At 52.4% G+C, this 15,817-nt stretch carries 13 protein-coding genes and 1 other RNA gene; 11 read left to right on the top strand and 3 right to left on the bottom strand.

Translation table 11 applies throughout. The features are described 5' to 3' along the window. Window positions 1–8: 8 nt before the first annotated feature. On the top strand, window positions 9–524 hold the full coding sequence (locus tag H7A51_15080; GenBank protein ID MCP5537543.1) for a hypothetical protein: 516 nt from the start codon (window positions 9–11) through the stop codon (window positions 522–524). Here H7A51_15080 and H7A51_15085 read toward each other — a convergent pair. Further along, a complete protein-coding gene (locus tag H7A51_15085) occupies window positions 502–1,713 on the bottom strand; it encodes a hypothetical protein (GenBank protein MCP5537544.1) in 1,212 nt (403 codons plus the stop codon). The genes H7A51_15080 and H7A51_15085 overlap by 23 nt on opposite strands. Window positions 1,714–1,817: 104 nt before the next feature. Here H7A51_15085 and H7A51_15090 point away from each other — a divergent pair, with 104 nt between their 5' ends. Next, window positions 1,818–2,096: a hypothetical protein gene (locus tag H7A51_15090; GenBank protein ID MCP5537545.1), complete on the top strand. Its 279-nt coding sequence runs from the start codon at window positions 1,818–1,820 to the stop codon at window positions 2,094–2,096. A gap of 162 nt (window positions 2,097–2,258) precedes the next feature. Here the strand turns inward: H7A51_15090 and ssrA are convergent. Then, window positions 2,259–2,616, bottom strand: a transfer-messenger RNA (tmRNA) gene (gene ssrA / locus H7A51_15095). A gap of 159 nt (window positions 2,617–2,775) precedes the next feature. Between ssrA and H7A51_15100 the strand changes: the two genes are divergently transcribed. Genes H7A51_15100 through H7A51_15115 form a run of 4 tightly spaced genes read left to right on the top strand, consistent with a single transcriptional unit; the run spans window position 2,776 to window position 8,904 of the window. Then, window positions 2,776–4,269, top strand: coding sequence for a sulfatase (locus tag H7A51_15100; protein ID MCP5537546.1), 1,494 nt, complete (start codon window positions 2,776–2,778; stop codon window positions 4,267–4,269). Between the two features lie 46 nt (window positions 4,270–4,315). Further along, on the top strand, window positions 4,316–5,860 hold the full coding sequence (locus H7A51_15105) for a sulfatase (GenBank protein ID MCP5537547.1): 1,545 nt from the start codon (window positions 4,316–4,318) through the stop codon (window positions 5,858–5,860). A 12-nt stretch (window positions 5,861–5,872) separates the two neighbouring features. After that, window positions 5,873–7,471, top strand: coding sequence for a sulfatase (locus H7A51_15110; GenBank protein ID MCP5537548.1), 1,599 nt, complete (start codon window positions 5,873–5,875; stop codon window positions 7,469–7,471). Beyond that, a complete protein-coding gene (locus H7A51_15115; GenBank protein MCP5537549.1) occupies window positions 7,468–8,904 on the top strand; it encodes a sulfatase in 1,437 nt (478 codons plus the stop codon). Before H7A51_15110 ends, H7A51_15115 begins: the two co-directional genes overlap by 4 nt. 452 nt (window positions 8,905–9,356) lie before the next feature. Here H7A51_15115 and H7A51_15120 read toward each other — a convergent pair whose 3' ends face one another. Further along, a complete protein-coding gene (locus tag H7A51_15120; GenBank protein MCP5537550.1) occupies window positions 9,357–9,590 on the bottom strand; it encodes a hypothetical protein in 234 nt (77 codons plus the stop codon). 29 nt (window positions 9,591–9,619) lie between these two features. On the opposite strand from H7A51_15120, the gene H7A51_15125 reads away from it, so the two are divergent. From H7A51_15125 to H7A51_15145, 5 genes are all read left to right on the top strand, one after another. Continuing rightward, the gene (locus tag H7A51_15125; GenBank protein MCP5537551.1) at window positions 9,620–11,305 is read left to right on the top strand and encodes a serine/threonine protein kinase; all 1,686 of its coding nucleotides are present in this window, start codon (window positions 9,620–9,622) and stop codon (window positions 11,303–11,305) included. Between the two features lie 270 nt (window positions 11,306–11,575). Then, window positions 11,576–12,937, top strand: coding sequence for a transposase (locus H7A51_15130; GenBank protein MCP5537552.1), 1,362 nt, complete (start codon window positions 11,576–11,578; stop codon window positions 12,935–12,937). Between the two features lie 397 nt (window positions 12,938–13,334). Then, window positions 13,335–13,739, top strand: a complete 405-nt coding sequence (mce, locus tag H7A51_15135; GenBank protein MCP5537553.1) for a methylmalonyl-CoA epimerase — start codon at window positions 13,335–13,337, stop codon at window positions 13,737–13,739. 41 nt (window positions 13,740–13,780) lie between these two features. Further along, on the top strand, window positions 13,781–15,334 hold the full coding sequence (locus H7A51_15140) for an acyl-CoA carboxylase subunit beta (GenBank protein ID MCP5537554.1): 1,554 nt from the start codon (window positions 13,781–13,783) through the stop codon (window positions 15,332–15,334). Window positions 15,335–15,406: 72 nt separating this feature from the next. Next, window positions 15,407–15,784 carry an OadG family protein gene (locus tag H7A51_15145; protein MCP5537555.1) on the top strand — a complete coding sequence of 126 codons (378 nt, stop codon included), beginning with the start codon at window positions 15,407–15,409 and terminating at the stop codon, window positions 15,782–15,784. Window positions 15,785–15,817 lie beyond the last annotated feature (33 nt).

Consider the following 15,817-nt stretch of genomic DNA (forward strand, 5'->3'; position numbering starts at 1 on the left):
TCCGCACCATGAAAACCATTACAGATACCGCCTACAACAACCTCACCATGCGCCAACGCCTACGCGCCGCAGTTGCCGCTTTTGGCAGGGATGACATGGAAGAAGTCAACCGTCTTGCCGAGACATCACAAGAAGGTGAATACACCATCGACAAGCTCAATGCGCGTCTATCAGATTTCTTCACCATCAGCATGACCATTAACCTCGATCTTATGAACTGCCTTGCGAAGTGGCTCTTGGCGCAAACCTTGGATAATACGGATTTTGCATCAGATCGCACATTCGAGGTGGTTGACCAGGTCATCAGGCAGTCACTCACAGAATGTGCATCCATCATCGAGGCCAGAAATACATGGCTCGATACGCTTGGCGTCAGCTTCGAGGATTTCGACCGCTTCAACAGCCCTGCCTCGCCAATGCTGGTAGCACTCACCAAACGCTCAGAAGGTAAGCAAGACCCATGCATCACAGCCACCTATCTTGAACAAATCCAGAACTACTTCAAAGGCCGCTACCCTTCCTAGACCTGTTTTCAGCCTGCTTATCAGGGCGAAATACATACTCACGGAACAGCTCTTTACAAAATTCAGCAGTAGGAGCAATTCGCATGCTGCCGCCGCCATCTAACAAAGGGACTGTGAACGTTTCTGTCTGAGATGCCATCCTTAACTCACGGATGATACTGCTCTTGATGTTTACAATCTTCAAGAGGGTGTTGGCATCGTGATTTTCTAATTCAGCTTGAACCAACCAGTTAGCCTTTTTGAATAATATGGGATTAACACTTTCAAGATGTTTCTTGGCATAGTCTGTATCAAGTAGGTTGCGCAGCTTCTCTAGTTCAAGTTTTATCGTTTGAACTGTATTGTTAGCAGCTGTGTTTTTGGTTGGCTTTGTATTGCCTTTGTCTCTTGAGGGCTTAGCGGGTTGGTCTTTGCGGGGTAAACTGGTTCTGCTTTTTGCTGCTGGATTTTTTACCAACACCAGCGCACTCGCAATAACGACTGCCAAAGTGACTGTATTGATTACACTCCACACAGCAGGGTTTCCCAACTCGACGGGTAAGAATGGATTATACAACAATGCCAGCAACATAAAGGCGTTACGCCAAGTTGAGCTTTTTTCTTCATGCGCTTTCCACGCCCATAATCCGAAGGCCGAAGCAACACAAAAACGAAGCAACATGAAGAAGGCTGAGTGAAAATTTATGCCAAGTATATTTCCAAGGATCGCAGCTATTAGTGTCATCGCGATGGCGCAATGCCAGCCGTAACTCTGGACAGCTAGCTTACAATTGCGAATGAACAGGTTTCTCTTGATTAGCTTTTCCGCATCTTGTTCTTTCTTAATCTCATCCATCTTCTGCCAAAAACCCTTCCAATGATAACCCTTCTTGAGAATTGTAATTTCGGCATCATGCAAGTTGACCAGTGTTTGAAAAATAAATTTTGAACTGTGTCGGTTTTTGCTCAGCAGGGTAAAGAAGTCCCCATCATGATAAGTATCGTTAAATAGGTTAAAATCCCATTCAGGAATCACCTGCAAACAGTCAATCAATGCGCATTCTAATTCCTTGAAAGGTACATACCCACCATCAAACACCTCTTTTCCTATGCTACGAGCTTTCGCTACAATGTGCCTCCGGTAGCGAAGAGCTGTTTCTGAGTCATCGAATATGTATTCAACTCCTCGAAACCTCGACTCCATAGCCATGACGGATATTCTACCCAAGCTCATCTTTGCATATCATATTCGCACAAAGTGCACTCAGATAACTAGTGTTTTTTTCACCTGATAATCAGATTGATTCTATTTCCATGAATATCCTACACCGACTATTCCCGCCCCTAGGTAAACGCAGAGCTATGAGGATCGCCATGAGACACTGCCAGCCGGAGCTGGAAAGTTTCAAGCATTGCAGCGCATCCATCGACCAACTCAATATCTATTGCAAGCCGACCGAGCCGTGCTGGCTGATCTATGCTCCCTGGCTTGACGGAAGAGACAGAGAAGTATTGCGCTCATCACGCATCATCATGGTTTCCAAGTCGAGCGGGGAAGTCCTTTATGACGGCAGCGCAAACGACGAGGGGTAAACTGACAGAATATTTGTCCCGTTTCGTGTGCCGCTTCAAACAGCGCAAAAACGTGCATTTTTGTGCATTCCTGAAGCGGGACAAGATTTTTTCCAGCTCGCACAAAAACGCCACAAACCTATAAAACAAAAGGCTCAGGAGTGATCCTGAGCCTTTTTAAATTGGTGGAGGCGAGGGGAGTCGAACCCCTGTCCTGGATACCTGCTACTTAAGCGTCTACATGTTTAGCTGGTGATAAGGGTTTTAGGAGGGCAGTCGCTCACCAGCGGCTTGGGCACTCCGATTGACCTGTTGAGTCTTACCTTTGACCCGGTCACCCGGTCTCCGGCCAGCCCACTGTTTGGTCGCCTTCTCCCCTAGTGGACGTCAGGAAGATAGACGTTGCCGTCAATTAAGCAGCAAGTGCGAGCTCGTTAGAGTCTGCAATTAATTTGTTTGAACGGCTTTTTAAAGAGGCCAACCGATCAACCTCTACATGCGGCCTATGCTTTCAATATCCAGTCGAAACCATTACGCCCCCCTCAGTATTTCTCTCCGAGGAGATGCTGCAAGCTGCCCCGGTTTGATAAATTTGCAAGTGATATCGCGTGGATTTTTTAAGGCCGGGTCTTTTTTCTGCAAGATATCCATCCTTCGGCCTTATTAGTAGGGAGCATTGGAATGCAGCATTTTTAATATCATGATCAAACAGACCAGTCGATTTTTCCTCATCTCTCTCCTCTTCACGTTGTTGGGGTCCCACTATGCATCCGCAGTAGAAAAACCGAACATCATCTGGATTTTTTCGGATGACCATTCCTATCAGACGATCGGTGCCTATGGGGGGCGATTGCAGCAGCTGAACATGACGCCCAATATTGACCGGCTGGCCAATGAGGGGATGCGATTCGACCGGTGTTACGTCTCGAACTCGATCTGTGGTCCGAGCCGGGCGGTTCTACTTACGGGCAAACACAGTCATCTGAATGGCAAATTGGATAACCATGGCGGCTTTAACCACGACCAGATGAACTTTGCCAAGCTTCTCCAGAAAAACGGTTATCAAACGGCGCTGATTGGTAAAATCCACCTCAACGGAGCGATGCAGGGCTTCGATTACTGGGACGTTTTGCCAGGGCAGGGAAAATACAATGATCCCGATTTTATATCTCAAAAGGGCAAAGAGAAAAACACCGGTTACGTCAGTGATGTCATCACCGATAAGACCCTGGCGTGGTTGAAAGGCCAGCGTGACAGGTCGAAGCCATTTATGCTGATGATGCATCACAAGGCCCCTCATCGGAACTGGACGCCCGCCAAACGTCACATGGACAAATACGCCGACGTAACCATTCCTGAACCACCGACTCTATTTGACGATTACACGGGTCGCGGCACGGCGGCTCACAAACAGGACATGACGATCGATAAAACCATGCGCATGGTGCAGGATCTTAAAGTGGGTGGCAAATTCGCCACCAGCGAGCAGTTCAAGGCGCGCAATGCATACTACGCAAAAAACAAACCCACGGGCAAGGCATTGGTGAAGTGGAAATACCAGCTCTACATGAAGGATTACCTCCGTTGCATTTGGGCGGTCGACGAGAGCGTGGGCCGTTTGCTCGACTACCTCGACGAGTCGGGTCTCAGTAAAAACACCATCGTCATGTACTGCTCGGATCAAGGTTTTTATATGGGTGAGCATGGCTGGTTTGACAAACGCTTCATGTATGAGGAGTCATTCCGCACACCGCTGTTAGTGCGCTGGCCCGACCACGTAAAAGCGGGTTCGGCCAATGATGATCTCGTTCAGAATATTGATTTTGCGGAAACATTCCTCGATATGGCCGGTGTCCAGGCTCCTGAGGAAATGCAGGGCGAGAGTATTGTGCCATTGATGAAAGGAAAGACCTCGGACAACTGGCGGAAGTCACTCTACTATCATTACTACGAGTATCCTGGTGCGCATAGTGTTAGAAAACACGAGGGGGTTTCAGAAAAACGCTTCAAGCTGATCCGCTACTACGGAAAGGGTGTCCCTGATGACGAAGAGTGGGAGTTTTTCGACCTGGAAAAAGACCCGTCGGAAATGAAAAGCGAATATACCAATCCAGAGTATGAAGCCGAGGTGAGGCGCCTTAAAAAAGAACTGCAGAGACTGCGCGCATACTACAAGGTTCCTGACAATGCATAGCTCGATTGATCTAGTCGACCAATAATTAGTATGATAGTTGTTCCCCATGCATTTCGTGTCCAGGATTCCACTGCTAGTGCTCTGCACGTTGCAGGTTTTTGCAACGGAGCGTCCGAATATTCTGTTTATTTTCTCGGACGACCACGCCCTGCAGTCGATTTCGGCCTACGGGGGTAGGTTGGAGAAGATCGCCCCGACCCCGAACATCGACCGGATTGCCGACGAGGGTGCCATTTTTGAGAACTCCTTCTGTGCCAACTCGATCTGCGGGCCGTCACGCGCCTGTATCCTCACGGGTAAACACTCACATAAAAACGGCTTCATGCGCAATGGTGACCTGTTTGACGGCGACCAGATGACGTTTCCCAAGTTGCTGAAAGCATCCGGCTACCAGACTGCCCTCATCGGGAAATGGCACCTGTCGTCTGACCCCCAGGGTTTTGATTTTTGGGAAGTGCTCCCCGGACAAGGAAGTTATTACAACCCCGACTTCATCCAGATGGATGGCAAGACAAAGCGTTTCCACGGATACGCCACGGATATCATCACGGATCACTCGATTGCCTGGCTTGAAAGGCGGGATAAAACCAAACCCTTCATCCTGATGTGCCAGCACAAGGCACCCCACCGGAACTGGGCGCCTGCACCGCGCCACCTGACGCTGTTTGACGATATCGAAATCCCCGAGCCGAAGACGCTGAACGACGACTACTCGGGTCGCTCGTCGTGGCTGAAGAAAAACGAGATGACGCTCAAGCATCACTTCCACTGGGAGCACGATCTCAAGTTGCATGGGAAATCCATCGTGCCTGGAAAAATCATGGATGGCATGAAAAATGACGAATACATGCGTATGGATGATCAACAGAAAAAAGCCTGGGACGCTGCCTATGGGCCGAAGAATGACTTCTTCCTGGCCCAGCTCAGATCTAACAATTTGAGTGACGGGCAGATCCTGAAGTGGAAATACCAGCGTTACATGAAAGACTACCTGCGCACGATCCGGGCCGTGGATGAAAATGTCGGACGGATGTTGGATTATCTCGATGACAATGGTCTGGCTGACAACACCATCGTGATCTATTCCTCCGACCAGGGGTTTTACCTCGGCGAGCATGGCTGGTATGACAAACGCTGGATGTTCGAGCAGTCGCTTAAAATGCCTTTTGTCATCCGCTGGCCAGGTGTGATCCAAGCCAAACAAAGACCCATGGCGATGATTCAGAACATCGATTATGCACCGACATTGCTCGAGGTTGCCGGTGTCAAAATACCCGGGTCGATCCAGGGCAAAAGCATGGTTCCCCTATTCAAGGGAGAAGTGCAGGACAAGGACTGGCGCCAAAGCATTTACTACGCCTACTACATGAACCCAGGCACGCACAATGTGCCGAGACATGACGGTGTCAGGACGGAGCGGTATAAGCTTTTTTACCTTCCCCAGAGCAAGGAATGGCAAATGTTCGACCTTGTCAAAGATCCCGACGAGATGCGTAGCGTCTATAACGATCCGGAATATGCGGAAGTGCGCAGGATGATGAAAAACACCTACAACGAGCAAAAAAATCACTATCAAGCAGTCATGCAATAATTATAAACTACAATGCACATGAAAAAATCCAAGCTACCCACCCTTGCCCTTGCTGCATCGCTGACCTTGGCTGCCCATGCTGCGGATCAGGCGAAGCCTAACATCCTTTTCATCTTTTCCGATGACCACGCACTCAATTCGATTTCCGCCTATGGTGGCCGGTTGGAAAAAGTGGCACCCACCCCCAACATTGACCGGCTCGCCAATGAGGGGGCGATTTTTACAAACTCGTTCTGCGCCAACTCAATCTGTGGTCCATCCCGTGCCTGTATTCTTACTGGAAAGCATAGTCATAAAAACGGTTTTTTACGTAATTCGGGCAAGGGGCTTGACCAAAACCAGTGGACAGTTTCCAAAGCCCTGCAAAAGGAAGGTTACACCACCGCCGTGATTGGGAAATGGCATCTCAAAACAAATCCCGTCGGATTCGACTACTGGGAGATCTTCCCCGGACAAGGGAACTACTATAACCCGGTATTTATCCAGATGGATGGGAAGTCGAAGCGGTTTCAAGGCTATGCTACAGACCTTACCACCGACAAGGCGATCGCGTGGTTAGATCAGCGTGATAAAACCAAACCCTTTTTCCTGATGTGCCAGCACAAGGCACCCCACCGCACGTTTTCACCCGCCCTCCGTCACTTGAAATCATTTGACGGGGTGAACATACCCGAGCCAGGGAATTTGTTCGATGATTACGCTAACCGAAGTAAGACCCTCCCCAAAAACGAGATGGAGATTGATCGTCACTTTCATTGGACCTACGACCTGAAACTGAGAAAAGACGAGCGCAAGGGAGTTGATCTTCCCGGCCCCGACCAACACGGCACGGTTGAGTACGGTCGGATGAACGACACCCAAAAAAAACAATGGAATGACCACTTCGGACCAGAGAACCAGGCGTTTCTCAAGGATTTCAAAGCAGGAAAACTCAGCCACAAAGACATCGTGCGCTGGAAATACCAACGCTACATGCGCAACTACCTGGGCACGGTCAAAGCGGTCGATGAGAGTGTAGGTCGTATGCTCAAGTACCTCGATGAACACGATCTAGCAAAAAACACCATTGTCATCTATTCATCCGATCAAGGGTTCTATCTCGGCGAACATGGCTGGTTTGATAAACGTTGGATGTTTGAAGAGTCATTTAAAATGCCCTTCCTGATCCGCTGGCCGGGTGTTGTCAAAGCCGGCTCCCGCCCCGAGGCGATGATTCAGAATATCGACTATGCACCGACCTTTCTGGCCGCCGCTGGCCTGTCCGCTCCGGATGAAGTTCAGGGCAAATCCATTCTCCCCATACTCAAGGACCCTTCGAAGTCAGTCAGGGAGTCACTCTACTACGCATACTACGAGGTCGGAGAGCATGCCGTGCCGCAGCATTTTGGTGTTAGAACAGCAACACACAAGCTGTTTTACATTCCATCCACCCAGGAATGGCAGATGTTTGACCTGAAAAAGGACCCACAGGAAATGACCAACGTTGCCGAGAATCCTGAATACGCAACGATCAGAAAAGAACTCACCGCTGAGTATGACCGGCTTCGTAAGGAATACGATGCCCCCAGTTATGAGCAATATGCTCCCAGGGCACGTCAAAAGAAAAAATGATGATGAAATCCCGCCTCTGTCTGTTAGTCATGCTGCTGCTGTCATTGGATAGCGGATTCGCCGCTGGGAAATACAATGTGCTTTTTATTATCTCCGATGACCTGACTGCGACAGCGCTGTCCTGTTACGAGAACAAAGCCTGCAAGACACCTCATATCGATGCCCTGGCCGCACAGGGTGTGCGGTACACGCGCAGCTATTGCCAGTTCCCAGTTTGCGGGCCATCACGCGCTTCATTCATGTCGGGATATTACCCGCATGGCTCCCGTGCGTTTGGCTACGCCAGCGGTCGAAAGCAGATTGGCAACCGCGTTACCTGGTCGCAGCACTTCAAGAACAACGGTTACTACACCGCACGCGTCAGTAAAATCTACCACATGGGCGTGCCGGGCGATATCGTCAAAGGATCAGATGGCACCGACGATCCCGCGTCATGGACGGAGAAATTCAACAGCCAGGGGCCGGAGTGGATGGCTCCGGGTGATGGGGAGTTGTTGGAAAACAACCCCGGTGGCACCAAACCCGTCAAAGCCGGTAACACCCTTGAGCTGGTCAAGGCCGATGGTGATGACCTGGTGCATGCCGATGGGAAAACAGCGAAGAAAGCCTGCGAACTCCTCAAGCTGCACAAAGACAAACCCTTTTTCCTGGCGGTGGGTTTTGTCAGACCGCACGTCCCTTTCGTGGCTCCCCGGGCCTACTACGAACCCTACGACCATCAGTCCATCACCATGCCGGAGAAGGTAAAAGACGACTGGGACGACATCCCGAAGGCGGGTATCAACTACAAGACCAGCAAAAACCTGAAGCTCAACGTCACCCAGGAGCGTAAGGCCGTCGCCGCCTACTACGCCTCCGTTTCCTACATGGACGCGCAGGTGGGCAAGGTGCTGAAAACTCTCAAGTCCGAGGGCCTGGAGGATAACACCATCGTGATCTTCACCAGTGACCACGGCTTCCACCTCGGTGAACATGATTTCTGGATGAAGGTGGGGCTGATGGAAGAGTCGTCCCGCGTACCGATGATCATCAAAGTGCCCGGTAAAAAACCAGCCGTCTGTGATAGCTTCACCGAGCTGGTGGACCTGTATCCCACCATTTCCGAACTCTGCGGTCTGGAGGTCCCATCCCGTTTGCAGGGAAAGAGTCTGGTGAAAACCCTCGATGAGCCCTCCTACAGTGTTAGGGATGCCGCCTTCTGTGTGAACCAGAACTCCTTTCTACTGCGTACCAAAAAATGGGCCTACATCCAGCATGCGGAAAATGCCTCCAAGGGAATCCAGCTCTTTGATATGGAGAAAGACCCGAAACAGTTTACCAACCTGGCAAAGAACCCCGAATACAAGGAGCTGGTAAAAAAGTTCCAAACCCGTCTGGCTAACAAGCTCAAGGAAGTGCGTGATAACGACATCGAAAATGAGCGCCGCAAGTAGAGGGCTTTCGGAATGCGGAGATACATTCTCCGCTTTGTCTTCTCCCTGGCGTGCGACTCCTCCCCGTACCTGCTGGACACCATTCCCCGTTCCTCCTCGATGGGTTGAATGATTTGGTAAAGTGGCAGAGGTGGTCCACAGACATCAGCCGCAGCAACATCGAATGGAGTATCCAAAGCGGAGAATGCATCTCCGCACTCCGAAAGGCGCGAAAGGGCCGAAAGCGCAAACCCTTCTGGAGCGAACTCCAGAAGGGCCAAACGAAACACAAGAATAATGAAAAAATGAGGCCCTTGGATAAGCGGCATGAATATCCTCAAGCACCATAGCCATCGCAGTAAACATCGAGACGTTCACCCGACAACTGATTGCAATGTACACAATTCAAACAATGTTTCAACCAAAAACTTGTTGTGGATGATAAAAAATCACATGCGTGCATCCTGAAGTGGTTACAAAATAACCCCACCCAGCGATCCACCCCGCTTGTGTGCAGTGTCGATGGATGAGCGACCACCACATCGGCCACCACCAGCCTCCCCGGCCACACAGATGATCAGTCCGAACGCCGGAAGGTCGTGCGTCAGTGAGCCTGACGGACTCGAATACTCCGCACTTCCTGCCAAGAAGTAATCATAGCCACATTTATTCGTGCCATAGGCCGTTTCCTTTGTTAGCGTGGGCAACGTTCAAGGTTACTGATCAAACGACGACAATGACGGACCGATACGAAATCATCAAACTTATCAGCAAGGATCCTGCGGGTGGGATGTACCTTGCCCAGGACACCACGTTGGAGCGCAAGGTGGTATTCCGGCATATTGATGCGGATCACAACGATGATCGACCAAGGTCGTGGGCGAAGGAATTCGCCACTTTTTCAGGGAAGTTGTGTGCCTTGCAACATCCAAATTTGCTCACGATCTATGACGTTAGTGTGGATGATGACGGCGTCTCCATCGTTACCCAGTACGTCGAGGGGCAGTCGCTGGCCGAACGCCTTGAACAAGGGCCATTAAAACAAATGGGAGCCTATCGCATGGCCTCGGATCTTCTGGAGGGTTTGCATGCGGCTCACGAATCGGGTGTATATCATGGTGCCCTGCACACGGGCTCGGTGAAAAGATTGCCCAAGGCGACCGGTGGCCATCGCTATCTGCTGGTTGACCTCGGGCTGAATACACTGGCGACGATGGTCAAGGGTGAGGATATCCATATCGCTGACCCTGTGTTGTTGGCACCCGAGCTGCATGATGATGAGAGTTCGCCCGATGTCGCGGCGGACCTTTTTATGTTAGGTCAGCTTTGTTACACCGCGCTGGCTGGTGGTCACCCGTTTGCGGGGCAATCTCCTGCGGAGTGTGCCCGTGCCCATCTGGCCGGCGAGCTGCCGCCGTTGAGTGAATTCGCCCCGGATATACAGCCTGATTTTGAAGCATGGGTGATGCACTTGTCAGCGGGTGACCGGAGCCAGCGACCGGGCTCGATCAAGGAGGCTATGGAGTCGCTGCAGAAGATCGCCATTGACGAGCCCGAGCCCAATGTGCCCGGAAAGACGCATGCCGTGGAAACAACCCTGCCTACTCCCTCCATGCGGACGACCGCCCAGGTCGTTGTTGCTGACGCAGATGTTCCCGTCCTGCAGCGGGCCGGTCAGGGAAAGAAACAGCCTAAAAAAACAATCATAGTCATCGCGTCCTTGTGTGCACTTATTCTGCTGGGGCTGTTGTTAGTGGTCTTCAAGAATCCGGCTAAGGATTCGGCGGTCCCGTCGGTTGCTGATGGAGTCCTTCCCGCTGTCCCGGCAGGAGTGAAGGTCCATCTACACGAGGTCGGGTTGGTGAACACAATGGCCAATCGGAAAAATCCTGTAACCGTGGCACTCGATACGGAAAAAACGCTCGACTGGATAGTGGCCACCGGTGCCCCGGCCGCGACGAACAGAAAGGAAAAAGAGGCCGGGCACTACATTCAGAGTATTTTTGCGGTAGGTAATTTCAAGGAGTTCGCGATGAAGGATGTGCCGGTCAAATTTGCGTCCGGCGAGATCGAGCTGATTCCCAAGGCCGCGACTGATACGCTCAAAGGCCATAAAGCCAAACCCGGCGATGGATGGGAGGTCATACTGCGTATCCCCCCCAAGCACAAGGGGCCGGTCGTTGTCACCCTTTATATGACCCAGAGGAAAAATGACTTTGATATCGCCGTAGCCATGCCCGATGGCAAAGAGGTCATCAAGTTCTCTGTTCCTCAACAAGCCCCCGGGGTTGTTCAAATCCCCTTGGAAATAACAGCACCCAAGGCGGGTGGCTTCTACAGTTTTAAAATACTCGCAGTTGCGTCCGGCCCCAAGGAGGGTTTCACCATCGGGTTCAACGCCGTGCATGTCGAAAGCCGGTAGCTCCACTAGGAGGGATCGTATCATGAATAGATGCAATCCCCGCCAGTGAGACGAGTAGGGCCTGCAGGATCAATGGGACCAGTGACCATGATGTTGTCAGTTTGAAAAATAGTTTGTTAGCACTCTATCACATTTCCTCCATCCAGGTTTAAGCAAGGTCGTCCTGATAAAGTCGTTCAGACTACCCTCGCCCTAATCATTAGCGACGCTGGGGATGATTCACCCTGAAGGTGATTTTGCAACTTTGACTGATATTGTGTATAAGGGGGCATGTCACGACACTACTCCCTGAAGCCGCGCAAGTTTGCAATGGAGCTAAGAACCTCGGAATCATGCTCGGTGCATGGAGGGCAACTGGCCATTGTCGGCTTGATCCGGCAAAGCGGACTAATGGGCTGGATCAGTGATTACCCGCAGCTCGAGCACCGCAAGAACCGCAACCGGGGCTTTGATCCCGAAGTCTACATCAGCACCTTTCTCTACAACTTCTGCACAGGAGGAAGCAGCCTGGCGGATGCGGAGGCTCTCAATGAAGACAAGGCACTGCTAAGGCTGTTAGGAATAAAAAAACTGCCCGACCAGAGCGCCCTGGGCGAATGGCTCCGGGCTCTGGACCCCGCGGGCCTTGATGCCCTCAAGGCGATCAACCGCCGGTTTTGCACATGGGTGCTCAAGACGGCTCCGGCCAATACATACAGCTACGGTGGCAACGAACTCGAATGGTTTTTCGATGATACCCAGATCGAAGTCAGCGGTAAAAAATTTGAAGGTGCCGCAATCAACTACAAGGGGGATGTATCGCTTGGTTGGCAGACGTTGTGGGCCGGGCCTCTCATCCTCGAATGCGAACTCGGGGGACAGCGCGGAGTAAGCGAGTGTTTCGGCAGGTTCTGCGCTAACAGCGGTAAGCTGCGTAAAAAAGGAAAACACTATCTCTACGCCGACAGCGGCAGCAGTGACGGGGAGGATCTTGAACACGCGGCCAAACACTTCACCCGCCACAGCATCAGCTACAACAAATGGACAAGTCCCCTGGAACGCATGGCCGGAGGACTTCCCGAGGAAAGTTGGGGCGAGTCCGAACTTACCCACTGGCGTGGAGGAATCAAACATCTCGTATCCTACAGCTGGGTAAGACACCAGCCCTCGGGCTGTAGGCAAGCGCATAACTTTGCGGCCCTGCGTCACAAACGGGAAGACGACATGTTCTGGAGCTACTGCTTCGTCGAAGTTGAAGAAGGACGGGGTCACACAGCGGCCCAATCCAGGGCAGCCTTTGAACGTCACCGGCTCAAGGGTGAGTGTGAACGCCGCTTTGGCGAAGTGCTCAGTGATCTAGGGCTTCACAGGCCGCCCTGCCACAGTCTCAGCGCCAACGACGGATGGTATAGCCTCGGGGCGTTGGCCTACAACATCCTCGGGGCCCTCAAGCTGTTGGTGTTGCCTGAAAAAGACCTGGCCAAGCGTCCGCGCACGGTGATGCAGCGGCTGTTGTTATTGCCCATGGAAATCAAGCGTCATGCCCGCCAACTCAAGGCGGTGGTTTACATCTGTCATGAGAGGATGAAAGCTTGGCGGCAGATCTTTGAGGAATGGATGCCGGATCACCGGCTGATGTATCCAAAGGCCTGAAGCCGCCTTGCGCAAAAAGTTCCGGTTGAAGACCTCCCGTGCCGGGGAGGAGGAAGGACAACGCCGTCGACTGGGAGTTGGGAGCAATCCAGCCTGAGAATGAGCAGGTAAAAACGCCAGAACATCGTTGCTCCATCACCGTAAGCGATCAACGCGATGGATTTACAACCCCTCAGCATGAATATCACACAAAAATTAATCCAGCCCAATCCTCGCTAACGATCAGGGTACCCTCGTGTTGCGCCAAAAATATCCTTCCCATGGAGGGGGAATTTGTGTAGTAGGACGGGTTGAGCCATTTGCGCAAAATATGCGGAGTATGAAACAGGGGGGGCATTGCCAAGTGGACTGAGATAGGTATATGTTCAGTCCAGCAGCACACCACTGCCTATCTGACATGATTACAAAAATAGACCACTTGGGAGTCGCCGTGAAGTCGTTGGAAGCCGTTATTCCATACTACGAGGATGTATTGGGATTAACGTGTGAAGGAAGGGAGGAAGTCGAATCCCAGAAAGTCCGCACCGCCTTTTTCGCCGCTGGTGATGTCCATATCGAACTTCTTGAGCCTACCTCTGAAGAAAGCCCGATTGCCAAATTCATCGAGAAAAACGGTGAGGGCATCCACCACATAGCATTTGCCACGGACGATATCACCGGCCAGCTTGACCAGGCCAAGGAAAAGGGCGCCCGCCTGATCCACGAAGTGCCATTCGCCGGGGCAGGGGACAAACTCGTCGCCTTCCTTCACCCTAAATCCACTTTCGGAGTTCTCACCGAGTTCTGCCAGGATGCCAAATAATACCACTTGCTTTCCATTTTAACTCATCAACAATCACCACCATGGCCATTGAACCAGCATTACTAGAAAAACTCCACGACCGCAGAGAAGAAGCTCTGTTAGGCGGGGGGCAGGACCGAATCGACAAACGGCACGAAAAAGGTCAACTCACCGCGCGTGAGCGGCTCGACGCGTTTTTTGACGGGGGCAACTACATTGAATTCGGCATGCACGCCCACCACTCCTGCACCAACTTCGGGTTGGAAAAACGCAAGATGCCCGGTGATGGTGTCGTCTGTGCCACTGGGACGGTTGATGGCCGGAGTGTGGCCGCGTTCGCCCAGGATTTCACTGTCGGTGGTGGTGCCGTGGGACGTATTCACGCCAAGAAAATCTGTGACTTGCTCGACTTCGCGGTCAAGGCGGGTATGCCCGTCGTCGGCATCAACGACTCTGGTGGAGCCCGGATCCAGGAAGGGATCGATGCCCTTTCCGGATACGGCCAGGTATTCTTTCGCAACGTGCTTCTATCCGGTGTAGTGCCGCAGGTTTCCATTATCGCTGGCCCCTGCGCCGGTGGCGCTGCCTACTCTCCCGCGCTGACGGACTTTCTCATCATGACCCGTCAGAACGCGAATATGTTTATCTGCGGTCCCGACGTGATCAAGGCCGCCACGGGGCAAACCGCCTCACTTGACCAGTTTGCCAGTGCCGATGCGCATGCGCAGGTCAGCGGTAATATCCACCTCATCGCCAATGACGACCAGCACGCGCTTGACCTTGGCAAACGGTTGCTCTCCTATCTGCCTTCTAACAATGCGGCCGATCCGCCCCACTGTTTGACGGAGCAGATTGCCCTCAGCGAGGATCCCGGCATGAGGGAGATCATCCCCGCCGATTCCAGGAGCCCGCTGGACATGCAGCAGGTCATCGCCCGCATCACCGATCCTGGCAGCTGGTTTGAAATCATGCCTGATTTTGCACCTAACATGCTGATCGGGTTTGCCCGTATCGAAGGTATGGTCATCGGAATCGTGGCTAACCAGCCGACAGTGAAAGCTGGCTGCATCGATATCGATGCATCCGACAAGTCCGCCCGGTTTATCCGCGTCTGTAACATTTACTCGATTCCTATCCTCTCCCTGGTGGATGTTCCCGGCTTTATGCCCGGGCTGGCCCAGGAGCGTGGAGGAATAATTCGTCACGGAGCTAAAATGCTCTTTGCCTGGGCATCCGGCACGGTACCCAAGATCACCCTGATCTGCCGCAAGGCATACGGTGGTGCCTACCTCGCCATGTGCCCCAGTGACCTCGGGGCCGACTTCGTCTTTGCATGGCCCACCGCTGAGATCGCCGTGATGGGTGCCCAGGGTGCCATGAAGGTGCTCTACCGCCGTGAACTCGAGGCAGCCGAAGACCCGGAAGCCCTGGAGCATGAGCTTCGCGTGGCTTATTCGGAGAAATTCGCCTCTCCCTATCAGGCGGCCAGTAATGGTATGATCACCGACGTGATCGATCCAAGCGCATCCCGCTCTACGCTCGCCGTGGCCTTCCGTGGCATGCTCGATAAACGGGAGAGCCGCCCACCGAAGAAACACGGTAACATTCCGCTCTAAAATGCCACATCGTCCATCTGCCACCATCGCTGTTATCGCCATAATGCCAACATACCACCCCCACCCACTACCATGATGAGTCTAGCTTCATCCATCCTCGCATCCGCCGCCGCAGAAAGTACCAGCGTATCAGAGGCGGCTCCCTACCTTGCGGGCTTCCTGGTGGTGCTCGTCACCCTGGCCGCTCTGATGGGTGTCTGTATGGCGGTGAGCAAAATCCTGCAGGCGCTGACCCCCGCACCGGCCGCCCCCGCCCCCGTCGCCAAATCGGCCGCCCCCATCGCACCCGTCGCCGATGATACGGTTCCGCCAGAAGTGGTCGCAGTGATCGCGGCAGCTGTGTCGACCACACTGGGCGGTAAGCCAAGGATTTTGTCCATCCGGCCTAAAAACTCCTCCTGGAGCCAGGCGGGTCGTCAGCAAATCCAGACATCTCACAATATCCGATAACACGCTCTTATTCTCGATTCCCAACAATCATTC

Source organism: Akkermansiaceae bacterium (assembly GCA_024233115.1).
Classification (GTDB): Bacteria; Verrucomicrobiota; Verrucomicrobiia; order Verrucomicrobiales; family Akkermansiaceae; genus Oceaniferula.

Coding starts and splice junctions, on each gene's coding strand:
- H7A51_15080 (MCP5537543.1), top strand. CDS start 9: ATGAAAACCATTACAGATACCGCCTACAACAACCTCACCATGCGCCAA.
- H7A51_15085 (MCP5537544.1), bottom strand. CDS start 1,713: ATGGCTATGGAGTCGAGGTTTCGAGGAGTTGAATACATATTCGATGAC.
- H7A51_15090 (MCP5537545.1), top strand. CDS start 1,818: ATGAATATCCTACACCGACTATTCCCGCCCCTAGGTAAACGCAGAGCT.
- H7A51_15100 (MCP5537546.1), top strand. CDS start 2,776: ATGATCAAACAGACCAGTCGATTTTTCCTCATCTCTCTCCTCTTCACG.
- H7A51_15105 (MCP5537547.1), top strand. CDS start 4,316: ATGCATTTCGTGTCCAGGATTCCACTGCTAGTGCTCTGCACGTTGCAG.
- H7A51_15110 (MCP5537548.1), top strand. CDS start 5,873: ATGCACATGAAAAAATCCAAGCTACCCACCCTTGCCCTTGCTGCATCG.
- H7A51_15115 (MCP5537549.1), top strand. CDS start 7,468: ATGATGATGAAATCCCGCCTCTGTCTGTTAGTCATGCTGCTGCTGTCA.
- H7A51_15125 (MCP5537551.1), top strand. CDS start 9,620: ATGACGGACCGATACGAAATCATCAAACTTATCAGCAAGGATCCTGCG.
- H7A51_15130 (MCP5537552.1), top strand. CDS start 11,576: ATGTCACGACACTACTCCCTGAAGCCGCGCAAGTTTGCAATGGAGCTA.
- mce (MCP5537553.1), top strand. CDS start 13,335: ATGATTACAAAAATAGACCACTTGGGAGTCGCCGTGAAGTCGTTGGAA.
- H7A51_15140 (MCP5537554.1), top strand. CDS start 13,781: ATGGCCATTGAACCAGCATTACTAGAAAAACTCCACGACCGCAGAGAA.
- H7A51_15145 (MCP5537555.1), top strand. CDS start 15,407: ATGATGAGTCTAGCTTCATCCATCCTCGCATCCGCCGCCGCAGAAAGT.